The 15249-nt window shown below is 71.2% G+C and carries 12 protein-coding genes; 2 read left to right on the top strand and 10 right to left on the bottom strand.

Annotated elements, in window-relative coordinates:
• The 10 genes from ACNAW0_RS28305 to ACNAW0_RS28260 form a co-directional block, all read right to left on the bottom strand.
• Positions 1 to 2044: M36 family metallopeptidase (locus ACNAW0_RS28305; protein ID WP_416291081.1), on the bottom strand; the 2044-nt coding region annotated here is incomplete at its 3' end.
• Between the two features lie 392 nt (positions 2045 to 2436).
• Positions 2437 to 3825: an NADH-quinone oxidoreductase subunit N gene (locus tag ACNAW0_RS28300; protein ID WP_416291082.1), complete on the bottom strand. Its 1389-nt coding sequence runs from the start codon at positions 3823 to 3825 to the stop codon at positions 2437 to 2439.
• A 42-nt stretch (positions 3826 to 3867) separates the two neighbouring features.
• Entirely contained in the window at positions 3868 to 5358 is a 1491-nt protein-coding gene (locus tag ACNAW0_RS28295) for a complex I subunit 4 family protein (protein WP_416291080.1), read from the bottom strand.
• Positions 5359 to 5361: 3 nt separating this feature from the next.
• Entirely contained in the window at positions 5362 to 7236 is a 1875-nt protein-coding gene (locus ACNAW0_RS28290; RefSeq protein ID WP_416291079.1) for a proton-conducting transporter membrane subunit, read from the bottom strand.
• Positions 7233 to 7535, bottom strand: a complete 303-nt coding sequence (locus tag ACNAW0_RS28285; RefSeq protein WP_416291078.1) for an NADH-quinone oxidoreductase subunit NuoK — start codon at positions 7533 to 7535, stop codon at positions 7233 to 7235. The genes ACNAW0_RS28290 and ACNAW0_RS28285 overlap by 4 nt, the downstream gene beginning before the upstream one ends.
• Positions 7532 to 8095, bottom strand: coding sequence for an NADH-quinone oxidoreductase subunit J (locus tag ACNAW0_RS28280; RefSeq protein ID WP_416291077.1), 564 nt, complete (start codon positions 8093 to 8095; stop codon positions 7532 to 7534). The genes ACNAW0_RS28285 and ACNAW0_RS28280 overlap by 4 nt, the downstream gene beginning before the upstream one ends.
• 5 nt (positions 8096 to 8100) lie before the next feature.
• The gene (locus ACNAW0_RS28275; protein WP_416291076.1) at positions 8101 to 9039 is read right to left on the bottom strand and encodes a complex I subunit 1 family protein; all 939 of its coding nucleotides are present in this window, start codon (positions 9037 to 9039) and stop codon (positions 8101 to 8103) included.
• Positions 9032 to 10201, bottom strand: coding sequence for a hypothetical protein (locus ACNAW0_RS28270; protein ID WP_416291075.1), 1170 nt, complete (start codon positions 10199 to 10201; stop codon positions 9032 to 9034). Before ACNAW0_RS28270 ends, ACNAW0_RS28275 begins: the two co-directional genes overlap by 8 nt.
• On the bottom strand, positions 10192 to 10515 hold the full coding sequence (locus ACNAW0_RS28265; protein WP_416291074.1) for an NADH-quinone oxidoreductase subunit A: 324 nt from the start codon (positions 10513 to 10515) through the stop codon (positions 10192 to 10194). The genes ACNAW0_RS28270 and ACNAW0_RS28265 overlap by 10 nt, the downstream gene beginning before the upstream one ends.
• A 378-nt stretch (positions 10516 to 10893) precedes the next feature.
• On the bottom strand, positions 10894 to 11100 hold the full coding sequence (locus tag ACNAW0_RS28260) for a hypothetical protein (RefSeq protein ID WP_416291073.1): 207 nt from the start codon (positions 11098 to 11100) through the stop codon (positions 10894 to 10896).
• 138 nt (positions 11101 to 11238) lie between these two features.
• On the opposite strand from ACNAW0_RS28260, the gene ACNAW0_RS28255 reads away from it, so the two are divergent.
• Positions 11239 to 11547, top strand: a complete 309-nt coding sequence (locus ACNAW0_RS28255) for a hypothetical protein (protein WP_416291072.1) — start codon at positions 11239 to 11241, stop codon at positions 11545 to 11547.
• Between the two features lie 350 nt (positions 11548 to 11897).
• On the top strand, positions 11898 to 15104 hold the full coding sequence (locus tag ACNAW0_RS28250; protein ID WP_416291071.1) for a glycosyl hydrolase family 95 catalytic domain-containing protein: 3207 nt from the start codon (positions 11898 to 11900) through the stop codon (positions 15102 to 15104).
• Positions 15105 to 15249: the final 145 nt, after the last annotated feature.

The raw sequence follows: 15249 nt of genomic DNA, 5'->3' as shown, positions 1-15249 counted from the left end.
TGTTCCACGCCTCGTAGATGTTCGGATTGAACCCGTGTCGATCGACGAGGTTCCAGGTCATGTCATAGAGCACGGACGCCCAACCGTGGCCGATGCCATGCGGGGCGGCCAACGACGTGCCGTTCAGCCAACCGCCGGTCTTGATGCTGTCGTAGGTGAACGGCTGGATGTCCATGTTCCGCGAGTACGGCCGCGGCCGGATCCCGTCACCCACCCGGCTGTTCTGGAACAGCGCGTACTGCCCGTAGCCGCGGGCCTTCTCCGGATCGTCGATCGCGGGGTTGAGCAGAGCGGTGATGGCGAGGAAGTCGCTCCAGCCCTCACCCATCTGCTCGTCACCGGTCAGGCAGTTGACGGTCGGGCCGCCGGTCAGCCGGTTGGAGACGCCGTGGCCGTACTCGTGGAAGATCGTTTCGGAGCGGAACGAGGCGTCCCGCATCGCCGGCCGGGCCAGGTTGCGGTGGACCTTGCCCGAGGCCGGCAGGCCGGCCTTGATGGTCTTTCCGTCGGCCTGGCTCACCATGACCGCGGGGATCCCGACCGCCGGGTTCATGGAGCCGCTCATCACCGCCGGGTTGCCCGCGACGTTGTTGACGACCACCACGGCGGCGGCGCCGGCCTTCTCGGCGTTGACCACCTGGGTGTAGTAGTTGCAGCTGCTGGTCCGGTCGACGACGGCGATCGCGCCGCTGGGCAGGCTGTGGGCGGTGCAGCCGTCGCCGGTCGCCCCGACGCCGTCGTCGACCAGCACCACCTCGCCGGAGAAGCCGGCGCTGGTGGGCGCGAGGGTGAACCGCGCGTACTCCGCCTGGTACGTGCCGGCGGCGGAGCCGCCGTCGATCGTCACGGCGTTCGGCAGGCCGAACTGGTTTCCGGGCCAGAGGAACATCTGCATCCGGGGGCGGCCACCGTCCATCGCCGGCGTGGAGAAGTTGGCGTTGTTCTCGCCGGAGCCGTCGTGCGCCTCGCACTGCACGTCGTCACCGCCGATGCCGCCCCGGCCATAGTTGTTGACCTGGAAGTTGCCGGACGCCTCGTCGAAGCCGTACCGGTAGGCGATGTCGTGGACCATGTTGCACCAGTAGAACTGGTTCGTCACCGCGGCCTGGGTGTAGGTCTGCGGATGCTCGTTCATGTCGGCCGGGAAGTTGAAGGTGAGGCTGGCGCCGCCGTCCGGCGCGCTGTCCGGGTCGACCTGGTTGTTGGCGTCCTGGTCGGTGTAGGCGTACGCGTTGTTGCCCCGGGTGATGGTGTACTCGGCGCCCGGCTTGCCGTCGGTGTCGTGCCAGCCGTACGGGGAGGCGGTCCCGTCCGCCGGGTTGGTCACCAGGGTTCGCGGGCCGTCGTTCGGGTCACCCTTCGGGAACTCGAAGACGTTGTAGCTCGCCCCGTCATTGGCCGGGTTCGGCGGGCTGATCTGTGCGGTGGGGATGCTCGTGGTGGCGACGGTCGCGGCCTGCGGCTCCCGGCGGCCCAGCGTGCTGGCCAGATTCTCCGGGCTGTCGTGGTCGGTCCAGTCGTCGGTGTTGAGCAGCTTGCCGGTCTCCGCGTCGACGGCGGCGTTCCACAGGTGGGCGTCGGAAGAGTCGTCGATCACCAACTGCCAGGCCAGCCGCAGCCCGTCCTCGGTCGGCTGCCAACCAAGCTTCGCCGGAATCGGCTGATCCGAGATCCCGGCACCCGACACGACCGTACGCTGAGCCGCGCCGCCGCTGCGGCTCATCACCTTCGGACTCTTCGGATCCGCCAGATCGAGGCCCTCAGCCGCCGCCTCCACCGCCTCGACCGCATCCAGCGACGCGTCACCGGAAGCCTTGCCGGACAGGCCGGACACCAGCGAGTCACCGACGAAGACGACACTGCCGTCACGAGCGATGCTCACCGTCGCGGTGGCGCCGAAGACCTCCAGGTCCTGATGCCGCTGCGCCAGGTTGACGTGCGTCACCCCGCTGTGGCGGCTCGTGTAGCTAGAGGCCACCGCCAGGTCAGACAGATCCGCGGCACCTACACCGTAGTCGGCCGGATGCGCCCGCAGATAGCGCATCGCGATGTCATTCGGCGCGCCCTCGTTCGGGCCGGTCAGGAAAATTGGGTTCGCCGGAGCCTTCTCCGGATCAGCCCACGCGGGTTTCGTCGACAATGAGGTCAGAGACGCGACAAGGACCGTGGACAACAACAACGCGGCGTTGCGTCGGCCACGGGACAGATGCGGGGGCACCGCTGCTCCCTTCGAGGGTTGGACAGGACAGCACGAAGCGCCGATCCACAGCCGCCGCAGCGACCCGCCACGCTGATCCGTGACGCCCGCCCGGCGATCACGTTCAGTAGCCACACCGGAGCGGGGTGAATGCATCGACGTTACGATATGCCCCGCACATGGATCGTCCAACGAGTGGCGGAATCTTGGATCAGCAACTCCTACGCGTGTCGCGGCGGCTACGGTCGGGCCACGACGCCCCACAGCAGACCTGAGGCGACCCCCACCACCAGGCTGAGCGCGGCGGCGGCCACGGCGAGCCGGGTCGACCATGGCCGTACCGGTCCATCGTTCCGCAGTGCCGGCTTCCCGCCCTCCGGAGACGACTTCCCGTTGCGGTAGGTCGGGGCGATCCAACGTAGGTAGTAGAACAGGCTGATCACCGTGTTGACGAACACGGCGACAGCCAGCCAGGCGTAGCCGCCGTCCCATGCGGCCGTCGCGGTGGTGAGCTTGCCGACGAACACGGCGGTCGGCGGGATGCCGACCAGGCCGAGCAACGCCACCAGCAGGGCCGCGGCGAGCCACGGTCGCGCGGCGGCCAGACCCCGCCAGTCGGCGAGTTCACGACGCCGAGGCAGGGCGGCACTGACGGCGAACGCCGCGATGTTGGTCACCGTGTAGCCGGTGAGGTAAACCAGCAGCGAGGGCAGGGCGAGGCCGCTGCGGCCGGCCGCCGCCACCGGTACGAGCAGAAAACCGACCTGGCTGACAGTCGACCAGCCGAGCAGCCGCCGCGGGTCGGGCTGCCAGTATGCCGCGAGATTGCCCAACGTCATGCCCGCCACGGCGAGCGCCGCCACCAGCACCGGCCAGGACGACGATGCGGGAAGCACGATGGCGAGCCGGTAGATCGCCACCAACACGCCGATCTTGGGAACGGTGGTGAGGAAGGTCGCCGCCGTCGCACTGGCTGCCTCGGCCGCGTCGGGCAGCCAGAAGTGGGCGGGCACCCCGCCGGCCTTGAACATCAGTCCGAAGATCACGGCAACCGCCGCGACGGTCACCGCCGCGCGCGGCGCACCGGTGACCCGGTCGGTGAGTTCGGCGTAGCCGGTGGTGCCGGTGAGCCCGGACAGGACGGTCACCCCGAGCAGTAGAAGGATGCCGAACAAGGCCCCCATCAGGTACGTCTTCATGGCCGCCTCGGCGCCTGCGGCGGTGCGCGCGAGACCGATCAGCGCGTAGAGCGGGATGCTGGTGAGCAGGAACCCGACGGCGAGGACCAGCAGGTCGTTCGCCCCGGCAAGCAGGACGGTGCCGGTGGTGGAGAAGAGCAACAGGGCGTACGTCTCGCTCTCCCGCGCGCTGCCGGCGATCTCGTCGGCGGCGACGGCCAGGATGAGCAGGGTGCCGGACGCCGCGAGGATGCGGGCGATCCCGGTCGCGGTGTCGACGGCGAAGGAGTGGTCGAAGGCGCTCGCCGCCGGTGCGGGCAGTTGGAGGGCAGCCGCGACGATCGTGGCGACGAGCACCACGGCGGTGAAGATCCGGATGAGCCACTGCCGGTGGCGGGGGACGAAGGAGCCGCTGATCAGGGCGGTGAGCGCTCCGGCGGCGAGCAGCATCTCGGGAAGCAGCAGCAGTGGGCGTATCCGCGTCTCCACGGGTCACCGCCCGAGCAGGCTGACGACGGCGTGTGCGGCGGGCTCGATGACGTCGAGCAGCGGGCGCGGGACGACCCCGATCAGCAGGGAGAGCAGCAGCAGCGGTCCGACCGACCACAGTTCGCCGGCCCGCAGGTCGGTGAACCCGATCGACGCGCCGGCGGTGTTGCCGGTGAAGATCCGTTGCAGCGCGCGCAGGAACAGCGCTGCCGTGACCAGGATGCCGAGCACTGCGACGGCGGTGACGGGTGCGGCGGCGATGCTGCCCGTGAAGATCTGGAACTCGGCGATGAAACCGGAGAAGGCGGGCAGGCCGAGGGAGGCGAAGGCGCCCACGGCGAACAGCGCCGCGAGGGCCGGTGCGGGCGCGGCTAGCCCGCCGAAGTCGTGCATGGTGTACGTACGGGCGCGGTCGTTGAGCACGCCGGCGAGCAGGAACAGCGCGCCGGTGATCAGGCCGTGGCTGACCATCTGGGTGACCGCGCCGGCAACCGCCACGCTGCGCGCCTGTGCGGTGTCGGCGGCGACCAGGCCTGCGACGCCGACGGCGAGGATGATGTAGCCCATGTGGTTGACCGACGTGTAGGCGATCATGCGCTTGACGTTGGACTGGGCCAGCGCCACCAGCGCCCCGTAGATCACCGACACGACGCCGACGACGATCACCACGCCGGCCCAGGCCCGCCAGGCCTGCGGCAGCATCGGCATCGCGATGCGGACGAAGCCGTAGGTGCCCATTTTCAGCAGCACTCCCGCGAGGACCGCCGAGCCGACGGCGGGAGCGTCCGTGTGCGCGGGCGGCAGCCAGGTGTGAAACGGCACGGTCGGCGTCTTCACCACCAGGCCGAGCAGGATCGCCGCGAGCACCAGTCCACCGGCCAGCGGCCGGCCCTGCAGCGGTGGCGCGGCGGCGAGTAGCGGCATGTCGAAGGTGTGCGGATCGGCGGCGACGTAGAGGCCGATGAAGCCGACCAGCAGCGCCAGCGAGCCGAGGAAGGTGTAGAGGAAGAACTTCAGCGCCGAGTGTGTGCGGTTGCCGTGGCCCCAGCCGGCGATGACGAAGTACATGGCGACGAGGGACAGGTCGAAGAAGACGAAGAACAGGATCAGGTCCGCGGCGGCGAAGAGGCCGAGGCTGACGCTCTGCAGGAACAGGAACAGCGCCGCCTGGCCACGGGGGCGGTGCTGTTCGCGCAGCCCGTACACGGCGCAGGCCAGGTAGATCACTGCGGTCATCGCCACCAGGGGCAGCGAGAAGCCGTCCAGCCCGACGTGGTAGCTGCTGTTCACGCCGGGAATCCAGGCCGTCCGCTCGGCGAAGGCCAACTGCCCCGGAGGCGGCGTGTCGTACCGCAGCCACAGCACGGCGATCAGCGCGAGGTCGACGGCCGCCACGGCGACCCACGCCCAGCGCGCCGCGGCGGCACCGAGCCTCGGCACGGCGGCCAGCACCACGGCGGCGGCCAGTGGCAGGAAGACGATCAGACTGAGCACGGGTCATCCCCACACGACGAGGACGACGACGGCGACGAGAAGCACGATCACGGCCTGCAGGTAGTAGTGGTGCAGTTGGCCGGTCTGCGGCCGGCGGGCGAGCTGCCCCAGTCGGCGGGTGCCGGCGGCGAGCCGTTCCACGGCGCCGTCGAGCCACCGGTCGTCGGCCAGGCCGACCCGCCGGGCCAGACGCAGCGACCCGGCCGAGACGAGCTCGACGCCGCGGTCGAGCACCCGGTCGTCGAAGCGGGCCAGGGCCTCGGCACAGCGCAGGGTCGGACCGACGACCAGCACCCACGCGGCTCTCTCCAGCCCGAGCCAGCGCAGCGCCCACCGCGGCTCCGGCGCCGGGCGGCGGGCGACCAGCAGGACGACGGCCAGGGCGATCATCGCCGACACCGCGAGTTCGAGCGGCGAAACGTGGAACTCGCCGGGCTGCCCGACGGCTCGGGCGACCACGGCGCCGACCGGCGGCAGGACCAGCAGACCCGCGGCGGCGGCACACACCGCGAGGACCACCAGCGGTAGCTGCTGGAGTCCGCTGACGTCGTGCTCGCGGTGGCTGTCGGCGTCGCCCCGCCGGCCGGCGGGCGCGGCGGCGTCGTCGCTCAGTTCGAGCGGCGCCCGCCGCCAGATGACGACGAGCAGCTTGCCCGCGTAGGCGGCCGACAACGCCGACGCGGCCAGACCGACCGCGTACGGCCACGGTGACTGTTCGATGACCTTGGTCAGGACCGCGTCTTTGGTCGCCCACAGCGACAGCGGCGCGATCCCGGCGAGCGCCAGCGCCCCGGCGATGGCGGACCAGCCGGCCAGGCGCCACCGGACGGCGACCCCGCGCAGCCCGGCGAGCCGCGTGGTGCCGAGCGCGGCCAGCCACCCGCCGGCCGCCAGGAACAGCAGGGCCTTGGTGGCGGCGTGCGCGATCAGCTGGGCGACGCCGCCGGCCACCGCGCCGGCGCCGGCGGCCATCACCACGAACCCGAGCTGGGCGGAGGTGGAGGCCGCGAGGAGTTGCTTGATGTCGCGCTGGGCGACCGCCACCGCGCCGAGCAGCAGCGCTGTCAGGGCACCCGCCCACACGGCCAGCGGAGCGGCCCAGCCGGTCGCGGCGAGCAGGGGCTGCACCCGCAGCAGCAGGTAGCCGCCCAGGGCCACCATCGCCGCGGAGTGCAGCAGCGCGCTGACCGGGCTCGGGCCGGCCATCGCCCGGGACAGCCAGAACGAGAACGGCAGTTGCGCGGCCTTGCCGAGCGCGGCGACGAGGATCCCGGCGGCGATGACGTGCCGCCATCCCGGGCTGCTGTGCGGCAGGTCGGCCAGCGCCAGGCCCGCGCCACCGGCCAGCGCGGCTCCCGCCGCGACGTACAGGCCCAGGTCGGCCGTCCGGGTGGTGACGAACGCGGTCAGGCCGGCCGCCACCCGGTCCCGGTCACGCCACCAGAATCCGATCAGCGCGTACGACGCGGCGCCCATGATCTCCCACGCGAACAGCAGGGTGGGCAGGGTCGCCGCGGTGACGGTGAGCGCGGCGGAGGCGGCGAACAGCAGCATCAGCCCGTGGAAGCGGGCCCGGGAGCGCCGGATCTCCCCCGGCGCGGCGGCCAGCACCAGCAGGGTCACCACAGCGAGCATGGGCGCGAGCAGCGCGGCGAGCCCGTCCACGGTGAGTGCGAACTCGGCACCGGCGACGAACGGCACCGACACGCTGGGCCGGGCCACCGCGACCACGATCGACGCGACCGCCGAGACCGCGCCGACGGCGAGCGAGATCGGTACGGCGACCCGCTCCGCCCGCCGGGCCGTCGCCAGCCTGACGCCCACAGCTGCCGGAAGGGCCACCAGTGACCACAGGGCGGCCTGCGCGAGCTGGCTCACCGGGACAGGTCCGCGGCCAAGTCGGTCATGTCGGCGCGACGCACCCGATGCAGGTGGGTGGCCACGGCGAAGCCCATCGCCATCTCCACGGTCATCGCGACGATGATGACCAGCAGCAGCACCTGCCCGGACGGGTCCGGGGCGAGGAACCACCAGAAGGCGGCGGCGCCCAGGATGAGGCCGTTGAGCATCAGCTCCAGCCCCATCATCACCATGACCACCACCTGCTGGGACAGCGCGCCGTAGAGGCCGACGCTGAACAGCGCCGCCGCCGCGAGCAGCACGGCCTGCAGGGTCATCGGCCGACACCTCCCGGCTGCGGGTCGTCGGCCGGCCGGCGGCGCAGGTCGTCGCCGAACCGGTCGTAGCGGCTGCGGTGGGCGGCCAGGACGACGCCGGCGACGATGGTGGCCGCCATGACCCCGCCCACGGCGGACATGACCAGCATCTTCGGGCCCATCAGCTCCTCCCCCAACGCCGCGGTCACGTCGGGCGCGGGGGTGCCGCGCCGGGTGGGCCACGGCACGAGCAGCACCCCGGTGGCGAGCAGCACGAACACCCCGATCGACACCGCCAGGGCGTGGCGGTTGTCGTGAACCATGCTCATCGGCATCAGGGCCGGGTTCATGCCCATGAACATGACCATGTAGACGGCCATGACGGCCATCTCCATGACCATCATCAGGATCGTCACCACACCGACATAGTTCTGCTGCATCAGCAGCACCTGCAGGCCGACGGCGACGAAGGACACGGCGAGCGAGTAGCTGGCCCGGGCCATCGAGTCGACCATGAACACGGCGGCGCCGGCGAGCACGGCGATGACCGCCAGGGCCCAGAACACGACGTGAGTGGTCACCCTCGTCAGCTCCCTCCCGCAGTCACGACCGCGACGACGAGGTCCTGCAGCAGCACCGCAGGCAGCAGCACCAGCCACCCGGCCTCCATGAACGAGTCCGGCCGCGCCGCAGGCAGGCGGCGACGCAGCCACACGAACACGCAGAGCAGGGCGGATGTCTTGACCAGCACCCAGGCCCAGCCGGGCAGCACCGGGCCGGCCCCGCCGCCGAGGAACATCGGCACCGCGTACGCCGCTCCGGCGGCGAGCAGCGCGTACCGGCCGCCCAGGAACAGCAGCCGGTCGACTCCCGACAATTCGGCGGTCACGCCGCCGGCCACGTCAGCGCCGAGGGCCGGCGAGAACGGTCCCCAGACCGCGATCGCCAGGACCCCCGCGCAGAAGACGAGGAAGGCCACCGGCATCCAGACCACGAACCAGAGGCCCTGTTGGGCGGCGGCGATCGCCCCGAGGTTCAGACTCGACGCGCCGACCGCGGGTGCCACCAGCGCGAACATCAACGGCAGTTCGTAGGCCAGCCCGTGGGCGAGGAAGCGGTAACCGCCGACCAGGGAGTACGCGGAATTGGCGCCCCAGCCGGTCAGCCACACGAACGCCCACGCCAGCACGTCCATCGCGTTGAACCAGACCACCCCGACGTCGAGGTCGAACAGGGTCCACTCCCCCAGCGGCACCACCGTGATGATCAGCAACGCCATCACCAGCAGGCCCGCCCCGCCGATCCGCCACAGCAGGCGGTCCGCCGCGACCGTGGTCCGCCGCCGCTGCCGCATCAGCCGGGCCACCTCCCCGAACGGCCGGCTCAGCCCGGATGCACCGACGCCGGTTGCCCGGGCGGTCAGTAACCCGTCGAGAACGGCGGCGGCGACCGCCAGCAGCCCGAGAATCCCGGCGGCGGCCGGCGCCCAACCGGCGGGGACCACGGTGACCGCGAGTTCAGCCACGACTCACCTCGCGGTCGGCCGCGAGCGGGTCGAGGTCGAGGCTGGCGACGATAAGCCGTGCGGTGGCGATGTCCCAGCCGCGCACCAGGTCAGGGATCGCTTCGATGGGTGTGCCGCGCGGTTGGTCCATGACGTGGCCGGCGATGCTTCCGGCAGCGCGGTCGAGCATGGCGAGCAGCCGGTCGCGTACGTCGCCGGTCATGGTGGCGGGCAGGCCGAGGCGGGTGAGTTCGGGCGCCTCCAACGGACCGATCCGGCGCAGCGACCACCGCAGCAACCATGACCGGCCCACCATGCGGCGGAGCCGTTCGAGTTCCCCCGCTGCCGGCCCTGGGCCAGTGGTGAACAGCAGGGCATCGCGGATGCCGCGAGCACGGGCGGCGGCATCCTCCCAGCCGGCGAGCCCCAGCAGGCTGGCGGCGTTGTCGCACCGTCGAGCGGCGAACCGGCGTAGGTCGTCCCGGCCATCCGGCTCCTCCGCTGCCGCGACTGAGCCGTCGGCGCCGACCAGGCTGGTCTCCGCGTCGACGATCACGTCGCCGTGCACCGTGCAGCGCAGGACGAGGCCGGCCGGCCAGTACGCCAGGACGGGGCCGAGCCGCAGATGCAGGAGATCCAGTTCCAGGCCGTCGCGGTCCGCACCGCCGCAGGCGAGCGGGATACCTGCCGGGGTCAGGTCCATGGCCCCATGCCCCATGCCACCGTGATCGACATGCTCAGGGCCGGCACGGGCGGCCTGCTCGGGCTGGGCCATGGCGCCCTGCCCGTCGGGTGCCGGTTCCTGGCGGTGCGCGCCGGGGCCGGCCCCACCGTGGTCCGCCGACCGGTCACGGCCGTCGGCCCGCTGCGCTGTGGTGTCACGCAGGTGCGTCTCCGCCGTGTCGAGGGCGAACAGAACCGCCGGCGCAGAGTCGACCTCGATGCGGGCTCGTGGGCCGGGCAGCTGCGCCCAGAGCTGCGCCAGTGGTTGCGCCAGGTGCGGACGGGGCGGGCCGCAGACGGCGAGGATGTCGGCGTCCCCCGGCGACCGGGCAATCCGCCAGCCCCGGGCTAGGACCTGCCGCTCGACGGCGACCCGGGTCGTCCAGTACCCGGGCATCTCCGCCAGCAGCACATGCGCGTGCCGGACGGCGGCCCGGCCCAGGGCGTCGGTCAGACCCACCGCAGTGCACCTTCCCGCCAAGTCCAGAGCACCGCCACGAAGACCCCGCCGAGGAAGACGAACATTTCCACGATCGCCGTGGCCCCCAAGCGGCTGACGACCACCGACCACGGGTACATGAAGAGCATCTCCACGTCGAAGGCGAGGAAGATGAGCGTCGCCAGGTACCACCGGACGTGGTAGCGCGACAGCGCGTGCTCCTCGGGCCGCCATCCGGACTGGAACGGCAGGCTCTCCAGCGGCGGGGCGGCAATCGCCAGCCCCCGGTGGGTCAGGTACAGACCGGCGACGATCAGCGCGGCCACCAAGGCCATGCCCGCCACCCCTGCGTACATCCCGCTCCCGTCCGAGCTGTCGTGGCCAGATATCCGATACGCGCAGCTTTTCACCCGTTTCTACTATCCACCAGCCGCTGCCAGCCGTATGTTGTGTCGCCGAACGCGGTCAAGGTCGAGGCCGGGCGACAGCGTGGTCGGTCAGCGTTTCGGGCGCGACTGACCCGGGTGCCCGCTGTGGACGTTTCCGTCACGCGGCCCAGATCGAGTGTCGCGATGCGACGGCATGATGCCGGATCGATGCCTGGCCGGGCCGCGCGTAACCCATCGTGGCGGGGCGGCCTGCCCTGCAACGGCCCGCGGACGGGCCGCCCAACAGCGGCGACCGCAGGCCCGGCCCGAGGACCGAGCCTGCGGTCACACTGTGTCAGGGACCGAGCCGCGCCGATCCCCGGCGGCGCTCTTCGCCGCGTACGTCCAAGTGCTGCTCGAATCGGCAAACGGAATGACGAAGAACTTCGCCGCCCCCGTGCGTTTCATCGGTACCCCAGGGTGGGCGATGTAGAGAGTGACCGGACCGTGGCCCTGCGCGTTCAGCGCCGAAAGCGCATCAAGCAGCGTCACTCCACACCTTCCGGCCAGACATCGGATCTGTTGCCTGGTTGCACATGGGGCACCTCGCGCACGAGGCCTTGCCCAGGGGCAAAGCCGGCGGTAACGTCCGCGAAGCACATCCGACGTATGGACGACCAAGGGGTTGCCATGCCGCTCTTGACAAGAAGAGGTTCGCCCTTCGCCCGCTGGCGCCCGAGCGGCCACGGCCGGCGCAAGCCAACGCTCGGGACGCGAACGTCCCGCCGCCGGGGCACGGCGCTCGGGGCCGTGGACCGGGTGGCGATCCTCCCCGAAGCCCTGATCGCCGACGACGTCGCCACCTGGCAGAGCCTGGCGTTCGGCGCCGAGTCGTGCCGGGCGCCGGACGCGGAGACCCCGGTCGCCGCCTGGGATCCCACGTCCGGCTCCACCGTCTGCTGCGATTCGCCGCCGACCAGGGCGGCGGCCAGCGACTGACCGGAGCCGTGGACCGGGCGGCGATCTTCGCCCGAGCCTTGACGAAGGACGAAGTCGCCAACTGACAGGCCCGGGCGTTCGGCTAGAGCCGGCACCCTAGGGCAGCGGGGTGGGTGCTGCCGGGCACCCACCCCGCGGTCCCAGGCCGCGGCACCTCCTGGCCGCAACACTGGCCGGGTTGACCAGCACCTCTTTCCGCACAACCACGTCACGGCACCACCTCGGAGCCCGGCACGCCGCAGCAGACGACGCGCTTCACAGTTCAGCCCTCTCGGCCAGCATCGCCCACCCGGCGCCCCCGGATCGCCGGCTCCCGCGAAGAGATCCAATCCTTGAACCCAGGAGTTGTCATGGCCCAATACCGTCCCAATCGGCGTCACGTCCTGCGACTCAGTGGCGCACTGGCGCTGACCCCCCTCGTTGCCCAACTTCCCGAATCGTCGGCTTCCGCGGCGCCCAGTTCCTCCACCGCCCCGGCCGGCGCGCTGGCGGCTGCGCTGGCGCGGACCTCACTGTCCCGCCGCTCCCTCTGGTACCGCCTTCCGGCCACCGACTGGCAGTCCCAAGCACTGCCGATCGGCAACGGCCGGATGGGTGCCATGTTCTTCGGCCATCCCGACAACGAGCGGATCCAGTTCAACGAGCAGAGCCTCTGGGGTGGGGTGAACAACTACGACAACGCCCTCGCCGGCCGCCCCGACAGCACCTTCGACACGACCATGACCGGCTTCGGTTCCTACCGGGCCTTCGGTGACATCGTGCTCTCCTTCGGCGCCCGCCCGGAGATCACCGCCCCCGGCGGCCCCTACACCAGTACCGCGACCGAAGGCGTGGACAGGTCGGTCGACGGTGATTCCCGCACCAAATGGTGCATCGATCATCCCCCGTCGGAGGTGATCTGGCAGGCCGCCCTCACCGCACCCACCGCGGTCCAGACGTACCGGCTCACCAGCGCCAACGACGTCCCCAACCGGGACCCCCAGATCTGGACCTTCCAGGGCTCGGCGGACGGATCCACCTGGACCACCCTCGACACCCGGGCGCTGTCCGCCCCCTTCGAGAGCCGGTTCCAGACCAAGGAGTTCACCTGCTCCAACAGCACGGAATACCGCTTTTACCGGCTCATCTTCACCCCCCGCACCGGGGTGAGCCACTTTCAGGTCGCCGAGATCGCGCTCGTCGGCGCCGACTTGGGCGGGCAACGCCTGCTGTACCTCTGCTCACCCTCCGGCCACGCCGACGGCGCCGGCGACGGACAGGACATCTCCCGGTCCATGGACGGGGACAGCTCCACCGTCTGGCGAGCGGCCGACGCGGCGGCCGGGGTGGTGTGGCAGGCCAACCTGGCCTCGCCTGCGACAGTCGACGGCTACAGCCTCACCGCGGCGACCGACACCCCACAGGAGGACCCCGGCTCGTGGGCCCTCGAAGGCTCCAACGACGGCCACGCCTGGACACCGCTCGACGAGCGCGACGCCGAACCGGCCCTTGGCCGCGGTGAGCGCCGACAGTTCACCGTCGGGACACCCCGAGCGTTCACCAGCTACCGCCTGACACTGCGGTCCGCGTCGGGATCCTCGGCGGTCCGGGTCGCCGAGATCCGCCTCACCGGCACCGGGTTCGACACGGCAGCCCTGCGCCCGGTGGTCGAGTACGGCCGGGCGCTCGACCCGACGTCCGGGATCCACACCACCTGGTTCGGTGCCCCGGGCCAACGGGTCCTGCGGGAGGCGTTCGCCAGCCGGGCCGCCGACCTCATCGTGCTGCACTACGCGGCCGAGCGCGCGGGAACGCTCGACTGCGACATCGCCCTGACCTCCGCACAGGGCGCGTCCGCGACGGTCGACACTGCGGCGCGTACCGTCCGATTCGACGGGGTCATGGGCAACGACCTGAAGCACGTCGCCGTCCTGCGGGTGGCCGACACCGACGGCTCGGTCACCGTCGCGGATTCCCGACTCCGGTTGCGATCGGCGACGCGGGTGACGCTGCTCCTCGACGCGCGCACCGACTACAAGCTCGACGCCGCCGCGAACTGGCGCGGCCCCGACCCGCAGCCCGCGATCGCGGCGGCCCTCAACGCCGCCGCCGCGCAGTCGTACGAGGCGCTGCGCGAGACGCACGTCGCCGAGACCCGCGCCATGGCCGAGCGCGTGTCGGTGGACTGGGGGCGCACCGACGACGAGACCGTCGCGCTGCCGACGGACGTGCGGCTCGCCCGCTACGGCAGCGGCAAGTCCGACCCCGAGCTCGAGCAGACCATGTTCGCCCTCGGCCGATACCTGCTGCACAGTTCCTCAAGGCCCGGTGGCCTGCCCGCCAACCTCCAGGGCCTCTGGAACGACAGCAACCAGCCCCCGTGGGCGTCGGACTACCACACCAACATCAACGTGCAGATGAACTACTGGGGCGCGGAGACGGCCAACCTCAGCGAGAGCCACGAGGCGCTCATCGAGTTCGTGCGTCAGGTTGCGGTTTCGAGCCGGGTCGCGACCCGCAACGCCTTCGGCGCCGGCACCCGAGGCTGGACGGCGCGTACGAGCCAGAGCGTCTTCGGCGGCAACGGGTGGGAGTGGAACACCGTCGCCAGCGCCTGGTACGCGCAACACCTGTACGAGCACTGGGCATTCACCCAGGACCTCACCTATCTGCGCCGGGTCGCCTACCCGATGATCAAGGAGATCTGCCAGTTTTGGGAGGACCGGCTCGTCGAGAACGAAGCCGGCCAGCTCGTCTCCCCCAACGGCTGGTCGCCGGAGCACGGGCCGCGCGAAGACGGCGTGATGTACGACCAGCAGATCATCTGGGACCTCTTCCAGAACTATCTCGACTGCGCCGCGGCCATCGACGTCGACCCCGAGTACCGGGCCACGATCACGGATCTGCAGTCCCGGCTCGCCCCGAACAAGATCGGCCGATGGGGCCAACTGCAGGAGTGGCAGGCCGACCGCGACGACCCGAAGGACATCCACCGCCACACCTCGCACCTGTTCGCGGTGTTCCCGGGACGGCAGATCACCCCCGACGCGTCGCCCGAATTCGCGGCCGCCGCTCTGGTGTCGTTGAAGGCACGCTGCGGCGAACGCGAAGGGGTGCCGTTCAGCGAGGCCACCGTCTCCGGTGACAGCCGCCGATCGTGGACATGGCCCTGGCGGACCGCCCTGTTCGCGCGCCTCGGTGATGCCGAACGCGCCCGCTACATGATTCGGGGCCTGCTTCGGTACAACACGCTGAAGAACCTCTTCACCAACCACCCGCCGTTCCAGATGGACGGCAACTTCGGCATCACCGGTGGGATCGCCGAGATGTTGCTGCAGAGCCACCGGAACGTCATCCATCTGCTGCCCGCGCTGCCGCAGGAGTGGGCCGACGGCTCGTTCACGGGCCTGCGCGCCCGCGGGGGCTACGAGGTCAGCTGCACGTGGCAAGGTGGCCGCGTCACCGACTTCACGGTCGTGGCCGACCGGGCGCGGAACCAGGGCACGATCATCGTCCGCGTCAACGGAAAGGACACGCGCATCAAGCCGGTGAACCCGCGTAAGCAGGGCAACGACTGAACCCGTTCGCGTCGTTCCTGTCCGCCCGGGCCCGTGGCGCCGTCCGGCGCCACGGGCCCGGCCACATGCCAAGGACCGCGTTGCCGCGCCGAATGGCGCGCAGCGCGGCCAGGACGGCGTCGGGTCGGCGTCGTGCCGAATGTAG

This window comes from Micromonospora sp. SL1-18, from assembly GCF_047921505.1.
GTDB lineage: Bacteria > Actinomycetota > Actinomycetes > Mycobacteriales > Micromonosporaceae > Micromonospora.
This window is presented reverse-complemented; position numbering and strand designations above follow the sequence as displayed.

Coding starts and splice junctions, on each gene's coding strand:
- ACNAW0_RS28285 (WP_416291078.1), bottom strand. CDS start 7,535: ATGACCCTGCAGGCCGTGCTGCTCGCGGCGGCGGCGCTGTTCAGCGTC.
- ACNAW0_RS28265 (WP_416291074.1), bottom strand. CDS start 10,515: ATGGCCTTGGTGGCCGCGCTGATCGTCGCCGGTCTGTACCTGACCCAC.
- ACNAW0_RS28300 (WP_416291082.1), bottom strand. CDS start 3,825: ATGCTGCTCGCCGCCGGAGCGCTCACCGCCCTGATCAGCGGCTCCTTC.
- ACNAW0_RS28255 (WP_416291072.1), top strand. CDS start 11,239: ATGCCGCTCTTGACAAGAAGAGGTTCGCCCTTCGCCCGCTGGCGCCCG.
- ACNAW0_RS28250 (WP_416291071.1), top strand. CDS start 11,898: ATGGCCCAATACCGTCCCAATCGGCGTCACGTCCTGCGACTCAGTGGC.